This window comes from Micromonospora sp. C28SCA-DRY-2 (genome assembly GCF_030519475.1).
Lineage (GTDB): Bacteria > Actinomycetota > Actinomycetes > Mycobacteriales > Micromonosporaceae > Micromonospora.
Map to the genome: position 1 here is coordinate 407,929 of NZ_JAUMKD010000005.1, position 26,059 is coordinate 433,987.

Sequence of the window (26,059 nt, forward strand, 5' to 3'; positions counted from 1 at the left end):
GTCTCAAACGACGTGTAAGCGGTAGGGTGAGCCGGTGGACGGGCGGGGCGGGCGGTTGCGGGCGGTCGACCTCGCCGCCACCGCGGGCATCTCGGTGCAGCAGGTGCGCAACTACGTCGACCTCGGCGTGCTGCCGCCGGTCGAGCGCACCCCGGCCGGCTACCGGATCTTCACCACCGGGCACGCCCGGGCGCTCGACGTGGCCCGGCGGCTGGCCGAGGGGCACGGCTGGGCGCGTACCCGGGAGATCATGGCCGCGGTGCACCGCGGTGACCTGCCGGCGGCGCTGGCCGCGCTGGATGCCGGGCATGCCGAGCTGGACCGGGAGCGGGCCGAGATCCGGCGGGTGCTCGGCGCGTTCGAGACGGTGGTGGGCGCACCGCGCCCCGCCGTGGCGGCGCCCCGGCGTGCCCTGCGGATCGGCGTGGTCGCCGGCCTGGTCGGGGTCCGCACCTCGCAGTTGCGGCTGTGGGAGGGGCGGGGCCTGCTTCGGCCGGTGCGCGAGCGCGGCACCGGCTACCGGGTGTACGACGAGGCGGAGCTACGGGCCGCGCAGGTGGTCGCGCTGCTGCGCCGGGGCGCCTATCCGTTCGACATCATCGCGGCCGTGCTCGACGAGCTGCGCAGCACCGGCAGCCCGCAGCGGGTCCGGGCCGAACTCGCCCGGCGCGAGCAGGATCTGCACCGGCGCAGCCTGCGGCGGCTGGGCGGCTCGGCCGCGCTGCACGATTACCTGCGCCACCGGGGCCTGCTCGACTGAGCCCACCGCGACAGGTGACGGGAGGCCGTGCGGCCCGGCCGGGCTCGGACACCGTGCGCAGATCCAGCGGCGGGCGCACCTCACCGGCGCGGGGTTCAGCGCAGCACGAGCAGGTCGAGGTGGTCGACGACCGGTCCGCTGTCCTCGGTGGCGGCCGCGCGCAGCCGGTCCACCCCGGCCGCGTACTCGTCGTCGCTGATCAGTTGGAGCGGGGTGTGCGCCCGGCGGTCGAGGCGCTGCGCGTACTGCGCCAGCGACGCGGCGGTGGTCTGCGCGACCGGTTCGACGCTGCTCACCGGGAAACCGGCCGCCGCGAACGCCGAGCGCACCCGGGCCAGGTCGGGGTAGCGCTCCAGGACCCGGACCGCCTCCGGGAACCAGTGGAACAGCGCGATCCGGTGGTGCCGGCCGGGGAACGGCGAGCGGATCAGCACCGGCGCGCCCGGGCGGAGCACCCGGCGCAGCTCGCGGGCCGCCGCGTCGAGGTCGGGGATGTGGTGGATCATCGTGGACAGCCAGGCGGCGTCCGCTGTGGCGTCGCGCAGCGGCACCGCCACCGCGTCGCCGGCGACCAGCGGGCGGTGGGTGGTGCGGGAGCGCATCGCCTCGGCCGGTTCCACGCCCACCACCCGGACGCCGAACCAGTCGGTGAAGGCGGCGGCCCAGGCGCCGGTGCCGGCGCCGAGGTCGAGCACGGTCATCCCGGCCCGGGGGCGCAGATGCTGGCCCACCGCGTGCCGCCAGCGGTCCAACCCGTTGCGCGGCAGCTCGCGGGTCGCGGCGAAGGCGGCCGCGTCGGTGTCGTCGAAGGAGATCAGAGCCACGCCATCACCTCGCCACCGTCGCCGGCCGGTCCGGGCGATCGTCACCCGGTTCTAGTCGGTCGCTGCCGCCGTAGGCAACGGCTTGTGAGCCAAACGACCGCCGGCCGGCACCCCGCGCGCGGCGCGGCTCCTGCGGGTCGCCGCCCGCACCGCACCAGCGACCGCGCCACCGCACCCCGGGTCCGGGGCTGACCGGGCCGGGCGGGCCGGTCAGGGGCGGGCGGGCCGGTCAGGGGCGGGGCGTGACGGTCAGCAGCACCACCGCGTCCTCGTCGGCGTGCAGGGCGTGCCGGCGCGGGGGGATGACCAGCAGGTCGCCCGGTCCGCCCGGGCAGGACTGCTCCCCGGCGGTGAGCCGGACCCGGCCGCGCAGCACCTGGAGGGTGGCCTCGCCCGGGCTCTCGTGCTCGTCCAGGGACCGGCCGCCGAGCAGAGCCACCAGGGTCTGCCGCAGCCGATGGTGCTGACCGGGGTGCAGCGAACGTCCACTGCGTCCGCTGCTCGCCTCGCGCGCCGACGCGAGCTGCTCCTCGGCGAGCTGGGACAGCGACAGGACCTCCATGGTCGACCTCCGTGGCTCTGCTGGACGGTTCGCGCGGGCGCCGGCCGGCGGTCGGCTGCCGCACCAGGTCACCAGCGTCGTCCACCGGCTGGCCGGTGGGCAGGGCCGATGGTCCCGGACGGCGGGTGGCGTCCGGCACCAGCGTCGTCGGCCCGGCGCCCGCGGCCCGGCCCCGCCGGACATCCCGCCGGTTAGGGTGACGGGCATGAGGGTTCGGCTGCTGGTGGCCACCGGGGCCGCCGTCCTGCTGCCCGCCGGCGCGGTCGCTCCGGCGGCGGCCGCCGCGCCTACCGCCCGCACCGCGCTCGCCGCCCACCCAGCGCCCTCGGCGCCCTCCGCGCCCACCGCGCCCGGGACGGGGCCCGGCGGGCCCGCGACGGTGGCCGGCGGGCCGGCGCGGCCCTGCCCGCGTGCGCCGGCGCCGAAGGTCTCCCGGCCGCCGCGGCCCTCGCCGCCGCCGGCGGTCCCCGAGGACCGGACGGTGGGCGGCCCGGCGCTGGACACCGCCGGGCTGGTCGTCCCGGCCGGGGTCGCGACCCCGCCAGCGGTCACCGCCACCTCGTGGCTGGTCGCCGACCTGGACACCGGCCAGGTGCTGGGCGGCTGCGGCCCGCACGAGTACGGCACCCCGGCCAGCGTGCAGAAGCTGCTGCTGGCGGCGACCATACTGCCCCGGCTCGACCCGAAGCAGGTCGTCACGGTCGTCGACGAGGACCTGGACATCGAACCGGGCTCGTCCGCCGTCGGCCTGGTGCCCGGTGGCCGCTATCCGATCGAGACGGTCTGGCTGGGGCTGCTGCTGCAGTCCGGCAACGAGGCGGCCAACCTGCTGGCCCGCCTCGGCGGCGGCGCGGAGGGGCGGGCCGGCGGGGTCCGCGCCATGAACGAGTACGCCCGCCGCCTGGGCGCCCGCCAGACGCACGCGGTCACCCCGTCCGGGCTGGACGGCCCGGGCCAGTTCACCAGCGCGTACGACCTGGCGCTGATCGCCCGGGTCTGCTTCGCCGACGCCACCTTCCGCCGGTACGCGCTGACCGAGCGGACCCGGATCCCGGCCCAACCCACCCGGAAGGCAAAGGGTTTCGAGATCCAGAACGAGAACCAGTTGATCTACCGCTACCCGGGTGCGCTGGGGGGCAAGACCGGCTTCACCGACCTGGCCCGGCACACCTACGTGGGCGCCGCCGAGCGGAACGGGCGGCGGCTGGTGGTCACCCTGCTGGGCGCGGAGCCACGACCGGCCCGGGGCTGGGAGCAGGGCGCGGCCCTGCTCGACTGGGGCTTCGCGCTGCCCCGCGACGCCGCGGTCGGCCGGCTGGTCGAGCCGGGTGAGCTGGACGACCCGCCGTCGCCGGCCCCGGCCGCCACCGGCGACCCGCGCCCGGCGGCGGTGAGCGGTCCGGTCGACGACGGGTTGGCCGGCCGGTGGTGGGGCGTCGCCCTCGGCGGGGCCGGGGTGCTGCTGCTCGGCGGCCTGCTCTGGGGACGCCGGACGGCCCGCCGTCGCGCCCGCTGACCGGGCGGCCCGCCGTCGTGCCCGCTGACCGGGCGGCCCGCCGCCGCACCCGGTGACCGGCCGGTGTGTCGCCGATCGACAACCGGCTATCGGCTCCATAGACTGCGGTCTCTCTGGCACCACGAGTCCCAGGAGGATGCCCGTGTCGAGCGAACCCCGACCGCAACCCGTCCCGCCCGCCACCGCGACGCCCGGCCGACCGTCCCGCACGCTGGCCCGCCTCGCCGGTGCGGCCCTGCTGGCCGGGGCGCTGGTCGGCGCCGGCGGCACCGCCGCGGTGGCCGCCCCCGGCGCCGGTGGCACCACGCCGACCGTCGCCGCCGGGAGCGAGCCGCCGCGGACCACCCCCGGGCCGTGCGCGTACGCCGAGACGCCGGACGACCCGGCGGCCCGGCCCGTCCCGCTGCCGCCCGACCCGCGGCGCACCCCCGACCGGGGTACCGTCCGGGTCACCCTGCGCACCAACCAGGGGCCGATCGGCCTGACCCTCGACCGGGCCGCCGCCCCGTGCACCGTGCAGAGCTTCCTGCACCTGGTCCGGCACCGCTTCTATGACCGCACCTCGTGCCACCGGCTGACCGCGTACCCGACGCTGAAGGTGCTCCAGTGCGGTGACCCGTCCGGCACCGGCTCCGGCGGCCCCGGCTACCGGTACCGCGACGAGCTGCCCACCAACCTGCCGCCGGCACCGACCGACCCGACCGGGGAGCGCAAGGTCTACGCCCGCGGTGTGCTCGCCATGGCCAACGCCGGGCCGGACACCAACGGCAGCCAGTTCTTCCTGGTGCAGTCGAACTCGGCGCTGCGCCCGCACTACACGATCTTCGGCTCGGTGGACGCCGCCGGCCTGGCCACGCTGGACCGGATCGCGGCCGGTGGCATCGCCCCGACGGCCGAGAACCCGGCGCCGGTGGACGGCGCGCCGGCGCTGCCGGTGGAGATCTGCCGGGCGGTGCGGCACCACCACCGCTGACCGCGACAGCCCGCCCCGGTCCCATCCATCCTGGACCGGGGCGGGCCGCAACTATCGGATCGTCACCGGAAACAGAGCCACCGGCCGGCCGAGAAAGGTGTGGCCGTCACGGCCGGCCGTTCGACCGGGCCGGCGGTGCGGCGGAGCTGTCCCGCACCACCAGATCGGTGGCCAGTTCCACCCGCGGGGAGTCGATCGCCTCGCCCTGCGCCAGCCGCAGCACGGTACGGGCGGCCAGCCGACCCATCTCCACCAGCGGCTGCCGGACGGTGGTCAGCGGCGGGGAGGCCCACCGGGCCTCCGGCAGGTCGTCGAAGCCCACCACGCTGACGTCGTCGGGGACCCGCAGCCCGCGGCGGCGTACCGCCTCGTAGACGCCGAACGCCATCTGGTCGCTGGCCGCGAAGATGGCCGTCGGCGGGTCGTCCAGGTCGAGCAGCGCGGTCCCGCCGGCGAAGCCGGAGGCGTGGTAGAAGTCGCCCGGTTGCACCAGCCGGTCGTCCACCGGCACCCCGGCGGCCTCCAGCGCAGCCCGGTAGCCGTCCAGCCGGGCCCGGCTGCACAGCAGCTGGGTCGGCCCGGCCACGAAGCCGATCCGCCGGTGCCCGAGCGAGAGTAGGTGCTCGGTGGCGGCGAGCCCGCCGGCCCAGTTGGTGGCACCGATGGTCGGTACGTCGGTGGCCGGCACGCCGGCCGGGTCGACCACCACGACGGGCACGTTGAGCCGGCGCAGCTGCGCGTACAGCGGCGGGCTCAGGTGCGAGGTCACGAAGATGACGCCGTCGGTGGCCCGGGCGCGCAGGTTCTGCAGCCACAGCCGGGCCGCGGTCGGCTGCCGGTGGATCGCGGAGACCACGGTGCCCGCGCCGGCGCTGTGCCCGACGTCCTCCACGCCTCGGATGATCTCCACCGCCCAGGGGCTGTCGAGGTCGTTGAAGACCAGGTCGACCAGGCCGGCACGGCGTACGGTGCGGCTGCCCCGGCGGCGGTAGCCGTGGTGGCGCAGCAGTTCCTCCACCCGCTCCCGGGTGTCCGGGGCCACGTCCGAGCGCCCGTTGAGCACCCGGGACACGGTCGGCACCGAGACACCCGCCTCCCGCGCGATCGCGGTGATGGTCACCCTGCGTCCCTGGTCCGCGTCCACCCGCGTCTCCTTCACCGGTCGGCCGGGGCCGACCGTCGCCACCGAAATCCCGGAACGGCACGCCGCCGCACGGTCATCTTGCCCCACGGACGGGGGTTGACGACATGGCAGGTCGGTTCTAGCGTTCCGACGAAGCGCGAGGGTCTTCCGGAAATTTGTCGGGCCCTTTCGGTCGCCCGGACCAGCGGGCGGCCGTCCCGCACCGCTGCGAAGGGATGTCGCGTGCACCTCACCCGTACCGGCCCGGCGGGTGCGGCGGTCCGCGCCGTGCCCACGCTCGCCCCCGCCGCGCCGGCGACCGCCGCCGACCGGGTGGTCGACCACACCCGCCGGGCACGCCCCGGGTCCGCCGTGACGCCCGCCGGGCAGCGGTAGCCGATGGTCCTCACCGACCTGCCGGAGGAGCAGCTACGGGCGTACCGCAGCGAGGTGCGGGCGCCGGGCGACTTCGACCGGTTCTGGGCCGACACGCTCGCCGAGACCCGCGACCGCGGGTGGCCGGCGCGGACCGCGCCGGTGGAGACCGGCCTGGCCACGGTCGACGTCCTCGACGTCACCTTCGCCGGCTACGCGGGTCAGCCGGTGCGGGCCTGGCTGCGGCTGCCCCGGCACGCCCGGCGGCCGCTGCCCACCGTGGTCCAGTACGCCGGCTACGGCGGCGGCCGGGGGCACCCGCTGGAGAACCTGTTGTGGGCGTCGGCCGGCTTCGCGCATTTGCAGATGGACACCCGGGGGCAGGGGTCGGGCTGGAGCCGGGGGGACACCCCGGACCCGGCCGCCGCCGGCCCGGAGGCGCCCGGCGTGACCACCCGGGGGATCGAGGACCCGCGCACCTACTACTACCGGCGGCTGATCGCCGACGGGGTCCGGGCGGTCGACGCCGTCCGTACCCTGCCGGCGGTCGACCCGGCGCGGGTCGCCGTCCTCGGGCACAGCCAGGGTGGCGGGGTGGCGCTCGCCGTCGCCGCCCTGGTGCCCGACCTGGCGGCCCTGGTGGCCGGCGTGCCGTTCCTGTCCGACATCCCGCGCGCCGTGCTGGTCACCGACGCCCGGCCGTACCGGGAGATCCGCGACTACCTGGCCATCCACCGGCACGCCGAGGAGCGGGTGCTGGCCACCCTCGGCTACGTCGACGGCGTCAACTTCGCCCGCCGCGCCGAGGTGCCGGCCCGGTTCTCCGTCGCGCTGATGGACGAGATCGTGCCACCGTCGACCGTCTTCGCGGCGGTCAACGCCTACCGTGGGCCGGCGGAGGTGTCGGTCTGGCGGTACAACGGCCACGAGGCCGGCGGGATCGACGACGACGAGGCCGCCCTGCGCTTCCTGCGCGGCCACCTGTCGCCGGACCGGGTTCCGGCCGCCGCGGGGCCTGATACACAGGAGGTGTGACCAGGCCAGGCAGGTCGGCGGCCGCGGTGGTCGCGGTGGTCGGGCTGCTCGCCGCGACCGTCGCCGGCTGCGACCGGCCCGCGCCGGAGCCGGCGCGGAGCCGGCCGCCGGCCCCGACCGAGGCGCCCCGCCTGCCCGGCTTCGTGGTGCTCTCCGACGTCGACCCGCGCATCCTGACCGACCTGCGCTACGCCGGCCCGCACAACTTCGTCGGCCGGCCGATCGCCGGTTACCGGGAACCGCTCTGCCTGCTCACCCGGGAGGCCGCGGAGGCGCTGCGCCGCGCCCAGGACGCCGCGCTGGCCGGCGGGCACAGCCTCAAGGTGTACGACTGCTACCGCCCCCAGCCGGCCGTCGACGACTTCGTCGCCTGGGCGAAGCGGCCGGGCGAGCAGCAGATGAAGGGGGAGTTCTATCCCCGGGTGGCCAAGTCGGCGCTGTTCGACCAGGGCTACGTGGGGGCGCCCACCGCGCACAGCCGGGGCAGCACGCTCGACCTGACCCTGGTCGGCGTCCCCGCCCCCAGCCAGCCCCCGTACGCACCGGGCCAGCCGCTGGTCTCCTGCACCGCGCCGGTGGGCCAGCGGTACGCCGACAACAGCGTGGACATGGGCACCGGGTTCGACTGCTTCGACCCGCTCGCGCACACCGACGCCCCCCGCGTCACCGGGGTCGCCCGGGAGAACCGGCGGCTGCTCGAGCGGCTGATGACCGACGCCGGCTTCGTCAACTACGACCGCGAGTGGTGGCACTACCGCTACCGCGACGAGCCCTACCCGGACACCTACTTCGACGCCCCGGTGGCCCGCGCCTCGGTCGGGTGAGCCCGCCCGGCGCCGTCACCCGCGCAGCGGCAACCAGGCCAGCACGTCCTGGATCTTCGCGTCCCAGTACCCCCAGTCGTGGGCGCCGGGGGAGAAGTCCACGGTGAGCGGCACCCCGCGCCGCCGGGCCGTCTCGACGAAGTGGACGTTGTCCTCGTAGAGGAAGTCCTCCGTGCCGCACGCGAGGTAGAGCGCGGGTGCCTCGGCGCCGCCGTCGCCGTACCGGTCGAGCAGCGCGATCGTGTCGTCCTCGGTGCCGGTCACCTGGCGCTCGCCGAAGACGGTGTGCCAGACCGCCGGGTCCAGCGGGCTGGTCGGGTGGTGCCGCCGGGTCGCCACGTCCAGCGCGCCGGAGAGGCTGGCCGCCGCGGCGAACCGGCCCGGCTCACGCAGCGCCCACTTCACCGCGCCGTAGCCGCCCATCGACAGCCCGGCGACGAAGGTGTCCTCCCGCCGCTGCGACAGCCGGAAGAACGACGAACAGACCTGCGGCAGCTCGGAGCTGAGGAACGTCCAGTACCGGTTGCCGTGCTCCTCGTCGGTGTAGAAGCTGCGCGACACCTGGGGCATCACCACCGCCAGGCCGAGCGGGGCGACGTACCGCTCGATCGAGGTGCGGCGCGACCAGATGGTGTCGTCGTCGGTCAGGCCGTGCAGCAGGTACAGCACCGGCGGGTCGCCGGCGGTGACGCCGCCGGCCATGCCGATCTGCGAGGTGGTGCGCTGCGGGAGGATCACCGTCATCGACGTGCTGAGGGTGAGCACCTCGGAGTAGAAGTCGACACGCATCAGGGCCACGGTGCCCGACCGTAGCCCATCGCGGTGCCGGGTTGCGGCAGGCCGCCACCCGGGTGGCGGAGCCGATGCACCGCTTCCGGCTGGAGGTGCCCGGCGACGTGCTCGGCGCGGTGCTGCCGGTGCTGGTCGGGCTGGCCGCGGTGCCCCGGCAGACCACCGCCCAGGGCGCCGCGTACGTGGTGGTCGGGGACATCCCCGCCGGGCGGGTGCACGCGCTGGAGCAGCGGCTGCCGGCGGTGACCCGGGGCGAGGGGATGCTGGAGTCCGCGTTCGACCACCACCGCCCGGTACGCGGCCCGGTGCCGGTGCGGGACCGCTCGGACCACGACCCGACGGACCGCCGGAGGTATCTGCTGGCGGTCGTCCGTCGGGTCGCCGGGCGGCGCGACGGGTCGTGATCCCCTCGCCGTCGAATATCAATTGCGGTCAGCCGCGGACACGCCTACTGTCCATGTCGCAAGGTCAACCGAACCGCACGATCCCGTTTGGAGCACGCCGTGTCGCAGCGCAACCGCACCTACCCCACGTGGCTGTCGCCGCGTGGTGGTGCCCTGCGGCCCGCGGGCGAAGGCGCCCAGGGTCAGTGTCGGCGGGGCCGGCGACCGGGGCGGTGGCGCGACTAGCGCCGGCGCGAATCGCGCAGCCGCCCACCCCGCCGGGGCCGGGCGGCTTTTTCGTTCCCCGACCGTACCTCCGCGTTCCGGGCTCGCCGGGACCGTCGATCCTTCTCAACTCCACAGCGGACGGCACGAGTCGCCGCCCCCGGTCCGGCCGGGAGCGGCACACCACCGGGACGAGGGAGCTGGCTGACCCGCTCGCCTTGGGCGCGAGAGACACGGGGTTCGATTCCCCGGTCCCGGACGGCGGGACGGGCGGCGAGCCCGTCCCGGCACGGGCCGTTGGAGCAACGGAAGCTCACCCGGTTCTCAGCCGGGAGGTCACGGGTTCGAACCCCGTACGGCCTACGTGGCGACGCCGCACGGCGTCGCCCGCCACCCGCGGTTGTAGCGCAGTCTGGCAGCGCGTCACCTCGCCACGGTGAAGATCGCCGGTTCGAGTCCGGCCAACCGCTCGACCGCCGGGCACCTCGCCCGGCACGGGCCGCACGCTGGGCGCGGAGCGGCTTTGCACGCCACTCCCGCCGGGTTCGATGCCCGGGCGGTCCACGATCACTTTCGGTCACACCGGGAGACGGTGGCGACCAGACGACACGAGGAGACGACGATGACGTTCAGCACGCTCGCGGGCACCCGCGCGCCGGTCCGGGTCTGGACCGACCCGTACGGCATCGAGCCGCAGGCCGCGCGGCAGCTGCGCAACATCGGCGCGCTCCCCTGGGTGGAGGGCGTCGCGGTCATGCCGGACGTGCACTTCGGCAAGGGCGCCACCGTCGGTTCGGTGATCGCGATGCGGCAGGCGGTCTCGCCGGCCGCGGTCGGCGTGGACATCGGCTGCGGGATGTCCGCGGTGCGTACCTCGCTCACCGCGGCCGACCTGCCCGACGACCTGGCCGGGCTGCGTTCGGCGATCGAGGCGGCGATCCCGGTCGGCTTCGCCCAGCGGGACACCGCCGTCGACCCGCGCCGGGTGCGCGGCCTGGAGCAGGCCGGCTGGGACGCGTTCTGGCGCGGCTTCGCCGACCTCGACAAGCGGGTCGCCCAGCTGGAGACCCGGGCCCAGCGGCAGCTGGGCACGCTCGGCGGCGGCAACCACTTCATCGAGGTCTGCCTGGAGCAGGGTGGCGCCGACGACGGCCGGGTCTGGCTGATGCTGCACTCCGGGTCCCGCAACATCGGCAAGGAACTGGCCGAGCGGCACATCGGGGTGGCCCGCCGGCTCCCGCACAACGCCGACCTGCCCGACCGGGACCTCGCGGTCTTCCTCGCCGGCACGCCGGAGATGGCGGCCTACCGGCGGGACCTGTTCTGGGCGCAGGAGTACGCGCGGCGCAACCGGGCCGTGATGCTCGCCCTGCTCTGCCAGGTGGTCCGCGACCGGTTCCCGCAGGTCGGCTACGACGAGCCGATCTCCTGCCACCACAACTACGTGGCGGAGGAGAGCTACGGCGGGGTGGACGTGCTGGTGACCCGCAAGGGCGCGATCCGGGCCGGTCGGGGGGACCTGGGCATCATCCCGGGGTCGATGGGCACCGGGTCGTACATCGTTCGCGGCAAGGGGAACCCGGACGCGTACTGCTCGGCCTCGCACGGGGCCGGGCGGCGGATGTCCCGGGCGCAGGCCAAGCGGACGTTCAGCACGGCCGACCTGGCGGCGCAGACCGCGGGGGTGGAGTGCCGCAAGGACGCCGGGGTGGTCGACGAGATCCCCGGCGCGTACAAGGACATCACCGAGGTGATGGCCCAGCAGGAGGACCTGGTCGAGGTGGTGGCGCACCTCAAGCAGGTGGTCTGCGTGAAGGGATGACCGCAGGCCGGCGCCCCGGGGGGTTGGGGGCGCCGGTCCGCACGCCCCGGTGGCGCAACGGAGAGCGCGCCGGTCTACGAATCCGGAGGGTCCAGGTTCGAATCCTGGCCGGGGCACGTCGTACGCCGCCCGGCGCGAGCGCGCCGGGCGGCCCGTGGGGGCTGGTAAGGCGCGCTCACCCCCGGGAAGGTAGACGCTCGTACTGGTCCAGGGTGAGCGTGTGGAGATGAGCCAGGGTCGTTGGCTGCCGCCTCGTCTCGGTGATGAGAAATGCGATGTCGTCCCGGTACGCGACGGCCTGCTGGAGCTGCCGACCCTTGGGGTCAAGGCCCGGCTGGACGAATGCCTTCGCGGAGTTGACTCCAGGCACCTCAGCAGTTCGGGCCAAGCCGACAGTGGCGGCGGCTTCGTTGCTGTAGGCGCTGAAGAACTCCGCTGCCGCCTGGTCAGACTCGAACTGCAGCAGGGCCACGGTCACCGTGGTGCCGTCGGGATAGGCCCAGCCGGCGGTCAGTTGACGCCGGGCTGTCAGCACCTGGAGCGCACTCATCGACGGTGCGGAGGGTTGGTGGGCGTGCTGCAGGTGCAGTTGCGCGTTCGTGCTGGGGGGTAATGGATCGGGGGTCGCTGATGCAGGAGCAGCGATGACGAGATCACCGAGGTCCATGTCGTGCTGACGAGACGGAGTCGGCCGATTGAACGCCAACCACACCGCGGCGACCGATAGCAGCGTCACCGTCACCACTGCGCTGGTGGCGATGGCGAGAGGGCCAGGACGACGCCACCACGACACCTGAACTGGTCGCTCTGACCATCCGCGTCCCGCCTCTGCCGGCACCGGTGGATCCTGGGAAGCCACAAGCAGATCCGGCCGCTCCGGGGAGGGGCCAGCCGATGGTAGCGGTGGCGGGCCGGACTGCGACGCGGTGCTGGCGGACTCGGCGCTGCCTGGAGCGGGGATTTGGAGGACCGTCGCCGCGGCACCGAGCAGCAGAGTCCCGAACACGGCGAGCCATGCGCCGCTAGCCAGCCGCGCTTGCGGATGGGCGTTGCCATAGCCGTAGAGATCCAGTGCGGACTGCGCCGAATCGAAGGTCAGGAACATCAGGGCGCCGACCACCACCACGGCGATGGGGTGTAGGCGTCGACGCCATTCGGGCCTGGCCCACCGAACCGCGAGCAGGGTCACGAGCAGTGCCCATCCGGAGTACAGCGAGACACGATCGTTGGCCAGGTCGGAAAGGGTGTACGTCTGCTCCAAGGCGCCGGCTCCCGGTGAGAGTACGCCGATGACCTCGCGGACGCTGACCCAGGGACGGTACTGGGCGGCGGCCAGCAGCACCAGCCCGAGAGAAGCCACGACAAGCACCGCCCAGCGCCGGCCGTTGCCCCTGGTCTCAGGGCGCCTGTCGGCCACGGCACGCGAATCGACATTCACGCGGGGGATCATGGCAGCGCCGATCTTGGCCGTCCACCCCGGTTGGCCGCCGCGACGGTCGAGACCTCATCGGTCCGTCGTGGCGCGTGCGACGCCGGGAGGCGGTCAGCGGCCGGTGGCGGCGAGCGTCACCGGCACCGCGACCACCTTGGTACGGCTGCCGTCCGCGGGGGACACCTCGTACACCTCGACGGTGCCGACCTGTTCCCGGGCCAGCCGGTAGCGGACGCCGACCCGGTAGTCACCGCGGCAGCCGGTGCCGCAGGTGGCGGTCGTGAAGGTGGTCGCCAGTTCCCGACCGGCGGCGTCGAGGATCCGGACGCTGACGGTCGCCTCGAACACGTCGGCGGTGCCGGTGACGGTGACCGGGGAGGTGACCCGCTGGCCGACGACGGGGCCGGTCACCACGATCGCCGGGAGCAGGTCGGCGTAGGTGGCGCGGTCGACCGGGTCGCCGGTGCCGAACCGGACCCGCCGCACGCTGGGGAACTGGGTGAGGGTGTAGACGACCTGGGCCTCGCGCAGTCGCCGGGTCGCCGCCGCCCCGGCCGGCAGCGGGGGGAGGGTGGCGACGCCGTCGGCGATCCGGGTGACCTCGACGCCGGCCGGCAGCAGGGTGCTCATGCCGGTGGCGGCCTCCGCCGTGGTCGGCCCGGCGGCGAGTTCGGTCAGCGCCAGCCGGGAGGTGGCCAGGGTGGCCGGCCTGGTGCGCCGGGTCGGGGTGATCCGCCCGTCGCGGACGTACCACAGCTCCATGGTGAGGTTCTGCGGGCGGGGGGTGGCGCCGGTGCTCGGGGATGCGGTGCGGGTCGCCGGCGTGGCCGGCGGCGAGCCGGTGTCCGCCGGGGTGGGTGGCGGGGTCGGGCCGGTGGGCGCGGTGCTGGCCGGCGACGCCGCGGTGGGCGCCGGGCCGAGCGAGCCGCCGCGCGGGTCGGCGCAGCCGGCGAGCAGGCACAGGACGACCGCCAGCGCGGCGCCGCTGCTGGCCAGCGGGGCGCGGCCGGCCGGGTGCCGGGCGGCGGGGCGGGTCATCGGGCACCTCCGGGCTGTGCTGCCGGACGGGCGCTGGCGTCGGCGGGATCGGGGGGCGGGTCAGAAAGCCCGGTCCCGCCCCCACCGACCGGCCCGGTGGCGGGCAGTTCCAGCCGGAACCGGGTGCCGCGGCCGGGTTCGCTGTGTACGGACAGCCGGCCGCCGAGCAGCCGGGCGTTCTCCCGGGCGATGGCCAGCCCGAGTCCGCTGCCCCGGCCGGCGCGCGCCGGGTCGACCTTGTAGAACCGGTCGAAGAGCCGCGGCAGGTGCTCGGCGGGGATGCCCGGCCCCTGGTCGGTGACCTCGAACTCGACGAGCGGCCCGGCTCGGCGGACGGCGGCCCGGATCTCGCCGCCGCCGTGTTCGACCGCGTTGGCGATCAGGTTGGCCAGCACCCGTTCCAGCCGCCGCGGGTCGGTGCACAGCTCGACCGGCTCGGCGGCGACGCTGACCCGGTCCCGCCAGCCGCGCGCGGAGACGATGGCGTCGAGCAGGGCGGGCGGGTCGACCGGGCGGACGGAGACCGGCTCCTGGCCGGCGTCGAGCCGGGAGATCTCCATCAGGTCCTCCACCAGTCGGCGCAGCCGGACCACGTCGGTGACCAGCAGTTCGGCCGCGCGCCGGGCGTCGCCGGGCAGCTGGTCCAGGTGGTCGCGCAGCAGCGAGGCCGCGGCCACCAGGGCGGTGACCGGGGTACGCAGTTCGTGCGCGACGTCGGCGGTGAACCGCCGCTCCCGCGCCTGGGCGCGGGACAGCGCCTCGATCTTCGACTCCAGCGCCTCGGCCATCTCGTTGAACGAGGCGGCCCAGGCGCTGAACTCGTCGCGGCCGCGGACGGGCAGCCGGGTGGCGAGCAGCCCTTCGGTGATGGCGCGGGCGGCCCGGCTGGCCCGGCCCACCGGTTCCAGGGTCCGGCGGGCCAGACTGTGCCCGACCCCGGCGGCGAGCAGCACCACCAGCACCCAGCCGGCCAGCAGCGCGGTGCGGAGCTGGTCGAGGTCGGCGACGACCGCGTCCTCGACGGTGACCACGTACAGCTCGGCGGTCGAGCCGGGGATCCGGCCGCCGACCACCAGCAGCCGGGGGCGGGCGTCGGGCGCGGAGCGTTCGTAGCCGAGCTGGCCGGCCGCCACGGTGGCCCGCAGCTGCGCGCCGAGCGCCGGCGCGTACACCGGGTTGGACGGCTGCGGTTCGCCGGCCACCAGCACCACGTGCCGGCCGCTGTTCTCGAAGCTGGCCAGCAGGTCGGCGCGGCGCTGGTCGGTCAGCGGCAGGAACTGCCCGGCGAGCACCAGCTGGTAGCGGGCGTCGGCGGCGGCCTGGTGCAGCGAGCCGTCCAGGCGGGCCTGCCGCAGCAGCAGGTACGAGCCGCCCGCGAGCACTCCGGCGGAGACCCCGGCGACCAGCACGAACGCGATCATGAGGCGGCGGCGCAGGCGGCCCGGTGCGACGGCGTCGGTGGCCATCAGCGCCTCCTCTCTCACGCCGTGGACAGCTTGTAGCCGGCGCCGCGGACGGTGCGGACCAGCCGCGGGTGGGCCGGATCGTCCTCGACCTTGGCCCGCAGCCGTTGCACCGCCACGTCGACCAGCCGGCTGTCGCCGAGGTAGCTGTGGTTCCACACCCGCTCCAGCAGCAGCTCGCGGGTGAAGACCTGCCCCGGCCGGCGGGCCAGCTCCAGCAGCAGCCGGAACTCGGTGGCGGTCAGCGGCAGGTCCCGGCCGCCCTTGCGGGCGACGAAACTGGCCGGGTCGATCTCCAGCCCGCCGACGGTGAACACCTCCGGGGCCACCGGCGCGGTGGCCCGGCGCAGCACCGACCGGACCCGCGCCACCAGCTCCGGCAGGTCGAACGGCTTGCGCAGGTAGTCGTCGGCGCCGGACTCCAGGCCCACCACCACGTCGATGGTGTCGGTGCGGGCCGTCAGCATCAGGACGGGCACCTGGCTGGTGCGGCGGATCTCCCGGCACACCTCGAAGCCGTCCAGACCGGGCAGCATGACGTCGAGCACGATCAGGTCGACCGGCCGGGCCCGCCACGCCGCGAGCGCCTCGCGGCCGTCGACGGCGGTGCTGACCCGGAATCCGGCACGGCGCAGCCCCAGGGCGGTGACCTCCCGGATGGAGGCGTCGTCCTCGACCACCAGCACGTGGCCCTCCATCATCCGAGACTAGTCCCGCCGCGACCCGGCGCCGACCTGCCGCAACGGACGATGTGGAGGGCCCGGGCGACGCCGGGCCCTCCACCGTGCGGCTCGCTCACTGCTGCCACTGGTGGGCGACGTCGAGCACGATCCGGCTGTGCGTGCCGGGGCCGCTGAGCACGAACACCCGGAACGGCAGCCGGGCCCGCACCCCGACGGCGAACGTGGTGTAGCCCTCGAAGCTGCCCCCGAAGACCACGTCCCGCAGGGTCCGGTAGCGCAGCACGTTGGCCGCGTGCTCGCCGACTCGGTACGGCACGGTGGCCACGTGCTCGTCGTCGTACGCCGGCGCCTGGAGCGAGACCCGCAGCAGCTCGTCCCCGGCGGTGTACGGCGACAGCGGCAGCCCCTCGCCCTCGGTCCAGGTCTCGCCGTAGGTGACCGTGTAGCCGGTCACCGCCCCGGCGAACTCGAACACCACCCGGTCGTAGCAGTCGTGCCGGCCGGTGCGTACCTCGACCAGCGGGGCGGTGCTCAGCGTGCCGGCCGACTTCGCCCCGCTGCCCCAGGTGATCCCGCAGTACGGCGACCCGGTCGCCGCGGCGGTGGTGGTGGTCGCCGCGGTGCCGGTGCCCGCGCCGGCGACCAGCCCGCCGAGCACGACCACCAGCGCCGTGAGCGCGCTCCTGATCCTCATCGTCTTCCCCTCCGGGTCGTTCCCGTTCGGGCCACCCCGGTCGGCATCGTCGCCGGTGGCCTCGGCGTCCACCGTCGGCCCGGTCCGCCACAGCGACTTCGCCGTGGCGTAACGCCCGGGTAACAGGTGCCGTGGTCAGGCGTCCGGATCGGATTCCGGCGGCCGGCGCAGCGTGCGCAACGGCGAGCAGTAGACCGGCAGCCAGGTCAGGCCGTTGGCGACGGCGCCGACGACCAGCGAGGTGCGCACGTCGGCGTACTGGCCGAGCAGGCCGGCGGCGACCGCGCCGACGGTGAGCGCCCCGGTGAGCAGGAACCGGAAGGTGGCGTTCATCCGCCCGAGCAGCGGGTCCGGGGTGCTGCCCTGGCGCAGGCTCACCCCGATCACGTTGCCCACCCCGGTGCGCCAGGCCAGGGCCGTCCACCCGACGCCGGCCAGCCAGAGCAGCGCCCCGTCGTCGATCAGCGCGACCAGCCCGCCGAGCGGCGCGACGAGCACGCCGGGCAGCCACAGCGCGCGGCCGTGACCGATCCGCTCGGCCAGCGGCCGGGCGGTGAGCGCGCCGAGCAGCGCACCGACCCCGCCGAGGCCGAGGAACAGGCCGAGGGCGGCGGGGCCCAGGTTCAGCTCGCGCAGGAACACCACCGGGAGCATCGTGGTGGTCAGCTGCATGGTGAGGTTGATGCCGGCGGTGGAGACGGCGAGCGGGCGCAGCAGCGGGTTGCCGAACACGTGCCGGACACCCGCGCCGAGCTGCCGGCCGAACCCGCCGGCCGACTGCCGGGACGGCTCGCGGGGCGGGCCGGCCGGGATCCGTCGCAGGATGACCGCGGAGAGCGCGAAGGCGACCGCGTCCGCCACGATCGCCACCGGCGCGGTGAGCGCCTGCACGGCCAGCCCGCCGAGCCCTCGTCCGGCGATCTGCAGGGTGGCACTGGTGCCCGCCAGCAGGGAGTTCGCCGCGACCAGGCGGTCCCGGCCGACCAGCTCCGGCAGGTAGCTCTGCGCCGCGATGTCGGCGAAGACCGTGCCGACGCCGGTCAGCAGCACCACCAGGTAGAGCTGCTCGATGCTCAGCCAGCCGGCCCACCAGGCCAGCGGCACGGAACCCACCAGCGCGGCCCGGGTCAGGTTCGCGGTGACCAGCACCGTGCGCCGGGGTAGCCGGTCGACCCAGACGCCGGCCGGCAGGCCGATCAGCAGGAACGCGGCGGTGCTCAGCGCGCCGAGCAGCCCCACCTGGCCGGGGGTGGCGGCCAGCAGGGCGACGGCGAGCACCGGTACGGCCAACTGGCCGACCTGGAAGCCGAGGTCGTGGACGAGCGCGCCGGCGTAGAGCAGCCGGAACGGGCGGGGCCAGCGGCCGGTCCCGTGGCGGCCGGCGGGCGGGGCGGCAGGAGCGGTGAGCATGCCGACCACCGTGCCGAGGCCTCGCGCCGCGGGCGATAGATTTGGTCACCGCCAAATCCACGGAGGCGCCGATGATGCTGGTCGGGTTGGCCGCCCGCGACCTCGCGACCACCCGGTTCGCGGTGTCGCCGCTCTGGGAGGTGGTGGCCAGCGTCCGGGTCATCCGGCAACCACACCGGTTCCCGGAGCACCTGCCCTGGGCCGAGCGGGCCCGGCCACGGCTGGCTGGTGTGGACTGGCGGCTCCTGGCCGACCTGGTGCCGGTGCTGACCGGGGTGGTGCCGAGCTTCCTCTGCCCGCCCCCATCGACCTCCCAGCCGACCCTCGACGTGGAGCTGGCCACCCTCGCCGCCACCCCGGCCGAGGCCGTCCGGGCCGAGCTGGGCGCCGGGCCGCGGTCGGCGCGGCTGGCCGAGCTGTACGACGACCCGCCCGCCGGGCTGGCCCGGCTGGCCGGGGTGGTGCGGGCGTACGCCGACGCGGCGATCGGGCCGTACTGGCCGCGGATGCGCACGCTGCTGGAGCGGGAGGTGCTGCTGGGCGCGCAGCGGATGGCCAGCGACGGGGTCGCCGGACTGCTCAACCACCTCGACCCGTACGTCCGCCTGGAGGGCGACACGCTGCACGTCGACCACCTGGTCGTCTCCGGCGCGGTACACCTCGACGGGCGGGGGCTGCTGCTGGTCCCGTCGGTCTTCTGCGGCCCCCGGGTCTGGTCCAACTTCGGCTCGCCCGGCCAACCGGTGCTGCGCTACCCGGCCCGCGCGGTCGCCACGCTCTGGGAGCGGGCCCCGGGCCCGCACGGTCGCGGGCTGGCCCGGGTGCTCGGCCGGACCCGGGCCGCGCTGCTGCACGAGTTGGCCGTGCCGACCTCGACCACCGAACTGGCCGACCGGTGCGGGCTGACCCCGGGTACGGTGTCGGCACACCTCGGTGCGCTGCGCGCGGCGGGTCTGGTCGGCGCCCACCGCGCCGGCCGGTTCGTGCTCTACGCCCGGACGACCGCGGCGGAGGCGTTGGTCGCCGCCGCACCCTGACACCTCACGGGAGGCGACCCATGACCGGGCGTACGCCCCAGGTCTCCTGCGTGTTCGTCTGCCACGACGGCGCGGGTCGGCTGCTGCTGGCCCGGCGCGCGGCCGGTGCCCGCGACGAGCCGGGCACCTGGGACACCGGCGCGGGCGCGCTGGAGTTCGGCGAGACGTTCGAGGCGGCGGTCGGCCGGGAGGTCGCCGAGGAGTACGCGACCACGCCGCTGGCGGTCACCCTGCTCGGGGTGCGCAACGTGCTGCGGGCCGACCCGCCGTCGCACTGGGTGGCGGTGGTCTTCGCCGTCCGGGTCGACCCGGCGACGGTGGCGATCGGCGAGCCGCACAAGTTCGACCGGTTGGGCTGGTTCACCCGCGACGCGCTGCCCGCCCCGCTGCACTCGCAGGCGCCGGCGACCCTGGCGATGCTGCCCGATCCGCTGCCCTGACCGGCCCGGTACCGCCGCCGGGTGGGTCGGCCGCGCCCGGTATGACGGATCCGTTATGGGGGACATCGACCAGGATCGATCTAACATTCACGTACATCGATGTTCGGCGGTCCTGCCGCCGTGAACACAGGGGAGTGCGTGATGTTCCGACGACAACTGCTGCGCGCCGCGGGCGCCGTGCTGACGGCCGTCCTGGCCGCGGCCGGGGTCCAGGTGGCCAGCGGCACGACCGCGTCCGCGGCGGTCCGCACCGTCTACTACGACGCGAGCCGGGCCGGTGAGTTCCGCACCAACTTCGACCAGGCCGCACAGATCTGGAACAGCCGGGTCAGCAACGTGCAACTGGTGGCCCGCACGCCGGGCAACGTCACCATCTATGTGGACAGCGGCTGGCCGCGCGCGCAGGTCACCAGCCTGGGCTCGGGCCGGATCTGGATGGGCTGGACGGCGGTCAACCAGGGCTACGACCGGACCCGGATCGCCAGCCACGAGCTGGGTCACATCCTCGGCCTGCCGGACCGGCGTACCGGCCTCTGCTCGGACCTGATGTCGGGCAGCAGCGCGCCGGTCTCCTGCCGCAACGCGTACCCCAGCTCGGCCGAGGCCAGCCGGGTCAACCAGCTCTTCGCCGGCGGCCTGGCCGCGACGGAGGCCGACGTCGCCCGGTCGTACACCTGGACCGACGGTGCGGACGCCGAGGGCGACGTGGCGCCGCTGGTGGTCGGCGGGCGCCCGGCCACCGAGAACTACCCGTGGATGGTCTACGTCTCCGGGTGCACCGGCACCCTGATCAAGGCCAACTGGGCGGTCACCGCCCGGCACTGCTCGACGCCCACCTCGGTGCGGGTGGGCAGCGTCAACCGCACCAGCGGCGGGACGGTGGTCCGGGTGACCCGGGCGGTCAACCACCCGACGATCGATGTCAAGCTGCTGCAACTGGCCAGCTCGGTCAGCTACGCCCCGGCACCCATCCCCACCACCTCGGGCGCGGTCGGCACGGCGACCCGGATCATCGGCTGGGGCCAGACCTGCCCGACCCGCGGCTGCGGCAGCGCGCCGGCGGTCGCCAACGAGCTGGACACCTCGATCGTGTCGGACAGCCGCTGTATCGGCATCAACGGCCCGTACGAGATCTGCACGAACAACACCAACGGCAACTCCGGCGCCTGCTACGGCGACTCCGGCGGCCCGCAGGTGCGCCGGATCAACGGGGTGTGGAACCTGATCGGCGCCACCAGCCGGTCCGGCAACAACAACTCGGTCTGCGCCACCGGCCCCTCGATCTACGGCGACCTGCCCTCCATCCGGTCGTGGATCAACACCCAGGTCGGCGGTCTGCCGGCCTGATCGCTGCGCCCGTCACGGGGGACGCCGCCCGGTGGCGTCCCCCGTGACCGTGCCCGCCGGCCGACGGCGGTGGGGCGTCACTCGACGGACACGCGGAGTGCGGTACGGTGCTCACATATCGACCCCTTCCGAGGTGATCCATGCCTGCCGTCGCCGCGCTCGCCCTGACCCTGGCCCTGGCGCCCGCGCCGACGCCCGCGCCCTCGTCGTCGAACTCCGGCGGGCTGGTCGGTGGGCTGCTCGGCGGTGTCGGCGACGTGGTCGACGGCCTGCTGGGCGGCGGTGACGGCGGCACCACGCCGCCGCCGAGCGTCTCGCCCGGCCCGAGCGGCTCCGCCACGTCGGCACCGACGCCCGCCCCCGCCGTCCCGTCGTCGGCGACCTCCGCCCCGGCGTCCGTGGCACCCGGCGTGCCGGTGCCCGGGCGGGCCGGCCAGGGGTCGGGTGGCCGGGAGGGTGTGGTGCCCGCGCCCGACGGGCGCAGCGCCACGGTCGAGGACCCGGCGCCGCTGACCGGGCCCGCCGCACCGGGCGACGACGACCGGCTCCAGTGGATGGTCCTCGGCATGGCGATCGGCGCCCTGGCGGTGCCGGTGGTGCTGCTGCTGCGCCGCGGCCGGCCCCGGGTCGTGCCCGCCGCCGCGCCCGCCGCGCCCGCCGCGCCGGCCGCGCCGGCCGCCGTTGCGGAGTCCGAGCCCGGGCCGGTCGACGACAACGTCACCCGGCTGCCCACCAACCTAAACGCCATCTACGAGTTGGGCCGGCTCGACGAACGGCTCGCCCAGGAGCGCAACCGGGGCTCCTGAGCCCCCGCGCCCACCCGACGGCATCCACCGGCACCGAAATCCCAGGTCGCGGGGGAGGTCTCGCCGTCGGCGGCGACACCCCACCGCGCCGACCCGGCGGTCCGCGCAGGCACGGCACCCGGTTGGAAACGTTTTCGTAACGAGCCCTTGACCTTGGCACGGCGCACGGCGCAAACTCCCGGAAACGTTTACAGCAATCAGGTGGAGGTGCCGGGCGTGGGTCGTAAACGTTTACAGGAGTCGACCGACGGCCGGCCCACCGTCCACACGGTGGCCGCCCGCGCCGGCGTCTCCATCGCCTCCGCCTCGCGGGTGCTCAACGGCGTCGGCGGCAGCCCGGAGACCATCCGCAAGGTACGCGCCGCGGCCGCCGAGGTCGGCTACGTGCCCAACGCCATCGCCCGCTCCCTGCAGTCCCAGCGCACCGGCCTGCTCGCGCTCGCCGTCGAGGACATCGGCAACCCGGTGTACGTGGCGATGATGCGGGCCATCGAGGCGGTGGTCGCCGCGTCCGGGCGGCAGCTGCTGGTGCACGCGACCGGCGGGCGGATCGACAACGAGACGGCGCTGCTGCGCCGGCTGGCCAACCGCTACGTGGACGGCATGATCCTCTCGCCCATCCGGGTCACCGACGACCATCTCGCCGCCATGGTGGACAGCCCGGTGCCGGTGGTGGTGATCGGTCAGCTCGGCGCCGACGCGCCGGTGGACAACGTGCGTACCGACTCGCGGCAGGGCGTCGCGCTGGCGGTGGCGCACCTGGTCGCGGCCGGCCGCCGCCGGATCGGCTTCGTCAACGGCCCGCTGGACACCGTCCCCGGCGCCGCCCGCGACGCCGGCTTCCGGGCCGCCCTGGCCGAGCACGGCATCGAGCTCGACGAGCGCCTGGTCGAGGTCGGCGACTTCCAGTACGCGGCCGGCCGCAGCGCCGCCGAGCGGCTGCTCGCCCGGGCCCGCCCGGACGCGCTGATCTGCGCCAACGACCTGATCGCCGTCGGCGCGCTGCACGCGCTGCTGGCCGCCGGGCACCGGGTGCCCGAGGACGTGGCAGTGGTCGGCATGGACGACACGGAACTGGCCCAGATGATGTTTCCGCAGCTGTCCAGCGTCTCGCTCGGCTCGGCCGAACGCGGTCGCCGGGCGGCCGAACTGCTGCTCTCCCGGATCGCCGACCCGGCGCTGCCGCCCCGCCGCGAGCAGGTGCCGCCCAGCCTCGCTGTCCGCGCGTCCAGCCGGGCCGCCGTGCCGGGTCCCCGCCCGGCGGGCGCGGCGTCGGCGGGCACGGGCAGTGAGCTTCCCAGCCCAGCAGTAGTGAACGAGGAGGTGGACCGGTGACCACGTTGGCCGAGCGGCCGGACGTCGACCGGGCCGGAAAGCCCGGTCGGGGCGGCCGGTCCCGCTCCGACCGGACCATGATCTACCTGCTGCTGCTCCCGTCGCTGCTGCCGATCCTGGTGCTGTCGGTCTTCCCGCTGCTGCGCGGCATGTACCTGGGCTTCACCGACGCCCGGGCCGGGCGCAACGTCGAGGTCACCTTCACCGGGCTGGAGAACTACCGCGAGCTGCTCGGCGACGAGCTGTTCTGGAACTCCTTCAAGATCGGTCTGCTCTGGGCGTTCGGGGTGACCGTGCTGCAGTTCGTGCTCGCCCTCGGCCTGGCGCTGCTGCTGAACCAGCAGTTGCGCTTCCGGGGCGTGGCCCGGGTGCTGGCCGTGGTGCCGTGGGCGATGCCCCCGGTGGTGGTCGGCATCCTGTGGAAGCTGGTCTACCACCCGGACGCCGGCCTGCTGAACGAGTTCTTCCACCGGGTCGGCGCGGACGGCCTGCGGACCAACTGGCTCGGCGACTTCGGCACCGCGCTGCCCGCCGTGATCATCGTCGGGGTCTGGGCGGGCATGCCGCAGACCACCGTGGTGCTGCTGGCCGGGCTGCAGGGGGTGGCCCGCGAGCTGCACGAGGCCGCCGCGGTCGACGGGGCCAGCGCCTGGCACCGGTTCCGGCACGTCACGCTGCCCGCGCTGACGCCGGTGATCGTGGCGATCACCTCGCTGGACTTCATCTGGAACTTCAACTCGTTCGGGCTGGTCTACGTGCTCACCGCGGGCGGGCCGGGCGGCAAGACCATGCTGCCGATGCTCTTCGCCTACGAGGAGGCGTTCCGCTACGGCAACTACGGCTACGCCGCCGCGCTCGGCAACGTCATGGTCGTGATCATCGTGGCGCTGCTCGCCGTCTACCTGCGTCGCCGGCTGAGGGAGGCGAACTAGTCGTGATCGGTGCGAGGAGTCAGCTTGCGAGCCCCGCAGTCCTGATCGGAGGGCAGCGATGATCGGAAAGTCGAGCCGTACCGGGCGGACGTTGCAGTACCTGGCGCTGGCCGGTTACCTGATCTTCCTCGGGTTCCCGCTGGTCTGGCTGGTCTCGACGGCGTTCAAGCCGCCCCGGGAACTGGTGCAGCTGCACCCGACGTTGATCCCGAGCAACCCGACCGTGCAGAACTTCGTGCAGGCCTTCACCGAGCAGGAACTCGGCCGGGCGGCGCTGAACAGCCTCCAGGTCTCGCTCGCCTCGGCGGTGCTCACCGTGCTGGTCGCGCTGCCCGCCTCGTACGCCCTGGCCCGGTTCCGCTCCAAGCTCGGCACCGCCGCCCTGGGCTGGGTGCTGCTCTCCCAGCTCTTCCCGTTCGTGCTGCTGATCATCCCGATCTTCCTGGTGCTGCGGCAGGTCGGGCTGGCCAACACGCACGCCGGGCTGGTGCTGATCTACGTGGTCTGGGCGCTGCCGTTCGCGCTCTGGATGCTCCAGGGCTTCGTCCGCAACATCCCGCGCGAGCTGGAGGAGGCCGCCAGCGTGGACGGCGCGAGCCGGGTGCAGGTGCTGCGCCGGGTGGTCTTCCCGCTGCTCGCCCCCGGCGTGGTCGCCACCGCGCTGTTCTCGTTCATCTCCGCCTGGAACGAGTTCTTCTTCGCCCTGGTGCTGATCAAGACGCCCGAGCTGGCCACCCTGCCGGTGGCGCTGGCCCGGTTCGTCGGCATCGAGGGCACCGCCCGTCTGGGCCCGCTGGCGGCCGGTTCGCTGCTGGCCACCCTGCCCAGCCTGATCTTCTTCGCGTTCATGCAACGCCGGCTCTCGTCCGGGTCGCTCGCCGGCGCGGTCAAGGGCTGATCCACCCCCATCCACCACCGAGGAGGTTTTCCCCCATGCTCCGTAGCAGATTCCGTCGACTCGCCGCGGCCGCCGCGGTCGCGGTCGTCGGCGTCGGCGCGCTCGCCGCGTGCGGCGACGGCGGCGACGACGAGACCACATCCGGCCCGGTCAAGCTGCGCTTCCTCAGCCTGGCCTGGCAGAAGGAGTCGCTGCAGGCCAACAAGGACCTGGTCGCCAAGTGGAACGCCGAGCACCCGGACATCCAGGTCGAGTACGTCCAGGGTGACTGGAACTCGGTGCACGACCAGCTGCTGACCTCCTTCGAGGGCGGCGACGCGCCGGACATCGTGCACTACGAGGCGTCGGCGATCGGCGAGTTCAGCAAGCAGGGCTACCTGACCGACCTGTCCGGTCTGATCTCCGACGACCTGAAGGGTCAGATCGACCAGGGCGTCTGGGACACGGTCACCTACGACGGCAAGGTCACCGGCGTGCCGTTCCTGCTGGAGTCGCAGGTCGTCATCGCCAACAAGAAGCTGCTCGACGCCGCCGGCGTCGCGGTGCCGCCGGCCGACGGCGGCTGGACCTGGGACGAGTTCCAGGCCAACGCGCAGAAGCTCACCAAGCCCGGCCAGTACGGCGTGGCGTGGGCGCTGAAGTCGCCGACCAACCGGGTGCTGAACCTGGCGCTCAACTTCGACGGGAAGTTCTTCTACACCGACGGTGGCAAGACCGAGGTCAAGGTCGGCGACGCGGAGAAGGAGGTCCCGAAGCGGATCCACGACATGATCTACACGACGAAGTCGGCCTCCCCGGAGGCGCTCGGGATGAGCGGGGCGGACACCCTGCCCGGCTTCTTCGGCGGGAAGTACGCCATGCTGCCCGGCTCGGTGTCGCTGCGCCAGCAGATGGTCGAGCAGGCGCCGGCCGGCTTCGAGTGGGTGACCCTGCCGCCGATCAAGGGGCTGTCCAGCAAGCAGGCGGCGAACCCGCAGACGCTGTCCATCTCCGAGGACTCGAAGGGCAAGAAGCAGGCCGCGCAGTTCCTGGAGTACTTCCTCAACCCGACCAACATGGCCGCGCTGGCCAAGGGTGACTGGCTGGTGCCCACCGGCAAGCAGGCCAACGAGGAGCTGGTCAAGCTGACCGGCGGCAAGCAGGGCTGGGACGTCGCCGCGGACAGCGCGGCCGACCTGACCGTCGCGCCGTTCCAGATGGCCGACGGGTACCCGGAGTGGAAGACCAAGTACGCCACGCCGGCCCTGCAGCAGTACTTCGCCAACAAGATCACCCTGGACCAGCTCGGCACGCAGCTGGTCGACGGGGGCAAGCAGGTTCTGAGGTAACC

26 protein-coding genes and 4 tRNA genes are annotated in these 26,059 nt (G+C 74.6%); 20 read left to right on the forward strand and 10 right to left on the reverse strand.

Translation table 11 applies throughout. From position 1 onward, the window contains the following. Nucleotides 1-34 precede the first annotated feature (34 nt). Nucleotides 35-760: a MerR family transcriptional regulator gene (locus tag Q3W71_RS22545; RefSeq protein WP_302921383.1), complete on the forward strand. Its 726-nt coding sequence runs from the start codon at nt 35-37 to the stop codon at nt 758-760. Between the two features lie 95 nt (nt 761-855). Here the strand turns inward: Q3W71_RS22545 and Q3W71_RS22550 are convergent, their stop codons facing one another. Continuing rightward, on the reverse strand, nt 856-1,584 hold the full coding sequence (locus tag Q3W71_RS22550; protein ID WP_302921384.1) for a class I SAM-dependent methyltransferase: 729 nt from the start codon (nt 1,582-1,584) through the stop codon (nt 856-858). Between the two features lie 229 nt (nt 1,585-1,813). Beyond that, a complete protein-coding gene (locus tag Q3W71_RS22555; RefSeq protein ID WP_302921385.1) occupies nt 1,814-2,146 on the reverse strand; it encodes a cupin domain-containing protein in 333 nt (110 codons plus the stop codon). Nucleotides 2,147-2,351: 205 nt separating this feature from the next. On the opposite strand from Q3W71_RS22555, the gene Q3W71_RS22560 reads away from it, so the two are divergent. Beyond that, complete coding sequence (locus tag Q3W71_RS22560) at nt 2,352-3,662, forward strand: D-alanyl-D-alanine carboxypeptidase family protein (RefSeq protein WP_302921386.1); 1,311 nt, start codon at nt 2,352-2,354, stop codon at nt 3,660-3,662. A 142-nt stretch (nt 3,663-3,804) separates the two neighbouring features. Then, nucleotides 3,805-4,635 (forward strand): peptidylprolyl isomerase, encoded by an 831-nt coding sequence (locus tag Q3W71_RS22565; RefSeq protein WP_302921387.1) that lies wholly within the window; start codon nt 3,805-3,807, stop codon nt 4,633-4,635. A 106-nt stretch (nt 4,636-4,741) separates the two neighbouring features. Here Q3W71_RS22565 and Q3W71_RS22570 read toward each other — a convergent pair whose 3' ends face one another. Continuing rightward, nucleotides 4,742-5,779 (reverse strand): LacI family DNA-binding transcriptional regulator, encoded by a 1,038-nt coding sequence (locus Q3W71_RS22570; RefSeq protein ID WP_302921388.1) that lies wholly within the window; start codon nt 5,777-5,779, stop codon nt 4,742-4,744. A 222-nt stretch (nt 5,780-6,001) separates the two neighbouring features. Between Q3W71_RS22570 and Q3W71_RS22575 the strand changes: the two genes are divergently transcribed. Genes Q3W71_RS22575 through Q3W71_RS22585 form a run of 3 tightly spaced genes read left to right on the forward strand, consistent with a single transcriptional unit; the run spans nt 6,002 to nt 7,992 of the window. Next, complete coding sequence (locus tag Q3W71_RS22575) at nt 6,002-6,154, forward strand: hypothetical protein (protein WP_302921389.1); 153 nt, start codon at nt 6,002-6,004, stop codon at nt 6,152-6,154. Between the two features lie 3 nt (nt 6,155-6,157). Further along, nucleotides 6,158-7,168, forward strand: a complete 1,011-nt coding sequence (locus tag Q3W71_RS22580) for an acetylxylan esterase (RefSeq protein ID WP_302921390.1) — start codon at nt 6,158-6,160, stop codon at nt 7,166-7,168. Beyond that, complete coding sequence (locus tag Q3W71_RS22585) at nt 7,165-7,992, forward strand: M15 family metallopeptidase (RefSeq protein ID WP_302921391.1); 828 nt, start codon at nt 7,165-7,167, stop codon at nt 7,990-7,992. The genes Q3W71_RS22580 and Q3W71_RS22585 overlap by 4 nt, the downstream gene beginning before the upstream one ends. A gap of 15 nt (nt 7,993-8,007) precedes the next feature. Here Q3W71_RS22585 and Q3W71_RS22590 read toward each other — a convergent pair whose 3' ends face one another. Next, the gene (locus tag Q3W71_RS22590; protein WP_302921392.1) at nt 8,008-8,790 is read right to left on the reverse strand and encodes an alpha/beta hydrolase family protein; all 783 of its coding nucleotides are present in this window, start codon (nt 8,788-8,790) and stop codon (nt 8,008-8,010) included. Nucleotides 8,791-8,822: 32 nt separating this feature from the next. Between Q3W71_RS22590 and Q3W71_RS22595 the strand changes: the two genes are divergently transcribed. The 6 genes from Q3W71_RS22595 to Q3W71_RS22620 all read left to right on the forward strand — a co-directional run bounded on the left by Q3W71_RS22595 (nt 8,823) and on the right by Q3W71_RS22620 (nt 11,330). After that, nucleotides 8,823-9,188 carry a hypothetical protein gene (locus Q3W71_RS22595; protein WP_302921393.1) on the forward strand — a complete coding sequence of 122 codons (366 nt, stop codon included), beginning with the start codon at nt 8,823-8,825 and terminating at the stop codon, nt 9,186-9,188. Between the two features lie 390 nt (nt 9,189-9,578). Next, a tRNA-Pro gene (locus Q3W71_RS22600) sits at nt 9,579-9,651 on the forward strand. Nucleotides 9,652-9,683: 32 nt separating this feature from the next. Continuing rightward, a tRNA-Glu gene (locus Q3W71_RS22605) sits at nt 9,684-9,755 on the forward strand. A gap of 33 nt (nt 9,756-9,788) precedes the next feature. After that, a tRNA-Gly gene (locus tag Q3W71_RS22610) sits at nt 9,789-9,862 on the forward strand. Between the two features lie 152 nt (nt 9,863-10,014). Continuing rightward, a complete protein-coding gene (locus Q3W71_RS22615; protein ID WP_302921394.1) occupies nt 10,015-11,214 on the forward strand; it encodes an RtcB family protein in 1,200 nt (399 codons plus the stop codon). A gap of 43 nt (nt 11,215-11,257) precedes the next feature. After that, nucleotides 11,258-11,330: transfer RNA gene (locus tag Q3W71_RS22620), tRNA-Arg, on the forward strand. A gap of 59 nt (nt 11,331-11,389) precedes the next feature. Here the strand turns inward: Q3W71_RS22620 and Q3W71_RS22625 are convergent. The 6 genes from Q3W71_RS22625 to Q3W71_RS22650 all read right to left on the reverse strand — a co-directional run bounded on the left by Q3W71_RS22625 (nt 11,390) and on the right by Q3W71_RS22650 (nt 17,934). Beyond that, entirely contained in the window at nt 11,390-12,652 is a 1,263-nt protein-coding gene (locus Q3W71_RS22625) for a hypothetical protein (RefSeq protein ID WP_302921395.1), read from the reverse strand. 105 nt (nt 12,653-12,757) lie between these two features. Beyond that, complete coding sequence (locus Q3W71_RS22630; RefSeq protein WP_302921396.1) at nt 12,758-13,684, reverse strand: Gmad2 immunoglobulin-like domain-containing protein; 927 nt, start codon at nt 13,682-13,684, stop codon at nt 12,758-12,760. Next, nucleotides 13,681-15,150, reverse strand: coding sequence for a HAMP domain-containing sensor histidine kinase (locus Q3W71_RS22635; RefSeq protein WP_302921397.1), 1,470 nt, complete (start codon nt 15,148-15,150; stop codon nt 13,681-13,683). The genes Q3W71_RS22630 and Q3W71_RS22635 overlap by 4 nt, the downstream gene beginning before the upstream one ends. 14 nt (nt 15,151-15,164) lie before the next feature. Next, entirely contained in the window at nt 15,165-15,845 is a 681-nt protein-coding gene (locus tag Q3W71_RS22640) for a response regulator transcription factor (protein ID WP_302921398.1), read from the reverse strand. A 97-nt stretch (nt 15,846-15,942) separates the two neighbouring features. Further along, complete coding sequence (locus Q3W71_RS22645) at nt 15,943-16,524, reverse strand: hypothetical protein (RefSeq protein ID WP_302921399.1); 582 nt, start codon at nt 16,522-16,524, stop codon at nt 15,943-15,945. Nucleotides 16,525-16,659: 135 nt separating this feature from the next. Then, the gene (locus Q3W71_RS22650; protein WP_302921400.1) at nt 16,660-17,934 is read right to left on the reverse strand and encodes an MFS transporter; all 1,275 of its coding nucleotides are present in this window, start codon (nt 17,932-17,934) and stop codon (nt 16,660-16,662) included. Nucleotides 17,935-18,005: 71 nt separating this feature from the next. Between Q3W71_RS22650 and Q3W71_RS22655 the strand changes: the two genes are divergently transcribed. The 8 genes from Q3W71_RS22655 to Q3W71_RS22690 all read left to right on the forward strand — a co-directional run bounded on the left by Q3W71_RS22655 (nt 18,006) and on the right by Q3W71_RS22690 (nt 26,057). Continuing rightward, nucleotides 18,006-18,971, forward strand: a complete 966-nt coding sequence (locus Q3W71_RS22655) for a DUF5937 family protein (RefSeq protein ID WP_302921401.1) — start codon at nt 18,006-18,008, stop codon at nt 18,969-18,971. A gap of 20 nt (nt 18,972-18,991) precedes the next feature. Further along, complete coding sequence (locus tag Q3W71_RS22660; protein ID WP_302921403.1) at nt 18,992-19,411, forward strand: NUDIX domain-containing protein; 420 nt, start codon at nt 18,992-18,994, stop codon at nt 19,409-19,411. 141 nt (nt 19,412-19,552) lie between these two features. Then, entirely contained in the window at nt 19,553-20,758 is a 1,206-nt protein-coding gene (locus Q3W71_RS22665; RefSeq protein WP_302921404.1) for a snapalysin family zinc-dependent metalloprotease, read from the forward strand. A gap of 140 nt (nt 20,759-20,898) precedes the next feature. Continuing rightward, nucleotides 20,899-21,564 carry a hypothetical protein gene (locus Q3W71_RS22670; RefSeq protein ID WP_302921405.1) on the forward strand — a complete coding sequence of 222 codons (666 nt, stop codon included), beginning with the start codon at nt 20,899-20,901 and terminating at the stop codon, nt 21,562-21,564. 216 nt (nt 21,565-21,780) lie between these two features. Next, a complete protein-coding gene (locus tag Q3W71_RS22675) occupies nt 21,781-22,899 on the forward strand; it encodes a LacI family DNA-binding transcriptional regulator (RefSeq protein ID WP_302921406.1) in 1,119 nt (372 codons plus the stop codon). Then, entirely contained in the window at nt 22,896-23,831 is a 936-nt protein-coding gene (locus Q3W71_RS22680; protein ID WP_302921408.1) for a carbohydrate ABC transporter permease, read from the forward strand. Before Q3W71_RS22675 ends, Q3W71_RS22680 begins: the two co-directional genes overlap by 4 nt. Before the next feature lie 58 nt (nt 23,832-23,889). Further along, the gene (locus Q3W71_RS22685) at nt 23,890-24,729 is read left to right on the forward strand and encodes a carbohydrate ABC transporter permease (RefSeq protein ID WP_302921409.1); all 840 of its coding nucleotides are present in this window, start codon (nt 23,890-23,892) and stop codon (nt 24,727-24,729) included. 35 nt (nt 24,730-24,764) lie between these two features. Further along, entirely contained in the window at nt 24,765-26,057 is a 1,293-nt protein-coding gene (locus Q3W71_RS22690) for a sugar ABC transporter substrate-binding protein (RefSeq protein WP_302921411.1), read from the forward strand. Nucleotides 26,058-26,059: the final 2 nt, after the last annotated feature.

Coding starts and splice junctions, on each gene's coding strand:
- Q3W71_RS22555 (WP_302921385.1), bottom strand. CDS start 2,146: ATGGAGGTCCTGTCGCTGTCCCAGCTCGCCGAGGAGCAGCTCGCGTCG.
- Q3W71_RS22560 (WP_302921386.1), top strand. CDS start 2,352: ATGAGGGTTCGGCTGCTGGTGGCCACCGGGGCCGCCGTCCTGCTGCCC.
- Q3W71_RS22580 (WP_302921390.1), top strand. CDS start 6,158: ATGGTCCTCACCGACCTGCCGGAGGAGCAGCTACGGGCGTACCGCAGC.
- Q3W71_RS22615 (WP_302921394.1), top strand. CDS start 10,015: ATGACGTTCAGCACGCTCGCGGGCACCCGCGCGCCGGTCCGGGTCTGG.
- Q3W71_RS22630 (WP_302921396.1), bottom strand. CDS start 13,684: ATGACCCGCCCCGCCGCCCGGCACCCGGCCGGCCGCGCCCCGCTGGCC.
- Q3W71_RS22635 (WP_302921397.1), bottom strand. CDS start 15,150: ATGGCCACCGACGCCGTCGCACCGGGCCGCCTGCGCCGCCGCCTCATG.
- Q3W71_RS22640 (WP_302921398.1), bottom strand. CDS start 15,845: ATGGAGGGCCACGTGCTGGTGGTCGAGGACGACGCCTCCATCCGGGAG.
- Q3W71_RS22645 (WP_302921399.1), bottom strand. CDS start 16,524: ATGAGGATCAGGAGCGCGCTCACGGCGCTGGTGGTCGTGCTCGGCGGG.
- Q3W71_RS22650 (WP_302921400.1), bottom strand. CDS start 17,934: ATGCTCACCGCTCCTGCCGCCCCGCCCGCCGGCCGCCACGGGACCGGC.
- Q3W71_RS22655 (WP_302921401.1), top strand. CDS start 18,006: ATGATGCTGGTCGGGTTGGCCGCCCGCGACCTCGCGACCACCCGGTTC.
- Q3W71_RS22660 (WP_302921403.1), top strand. CDS start 18,992: ATGACCGGGCGTACGCCCCAGGTCTCCTGCGTGTTCGTCTGCCACGAC.
- Q3W71_RS22665 (WP_302921404.1), top strand. CDS start 19,553: ATGTTCCGACGACAACTGCTGCGCGCCGCGGGCGCCGTGCTGACGGCC.
- Q3W71_RS22670 (WP_302921405.1), top strand. CDS start 20,899: ATGCCTGCCGTCGCCGCGCTCGCCCTGACCCTGGCCCTGGCGCCCGCG.
- Q3W71_RS22685 (WP_302921409.1), top strand. CDS start 23,890: ATGATCGGAAAGTCGAGCCGTACCGGGCGGACGTTGCAGTACCTGGCG.
- Q3W71_RS22690 (WP_302921411.1), top strand. CDS start 24,765: ATGCTCCGTAGCAGATTCCGTCGACTCGCCGCGGCCGCCGCGGTCGCG.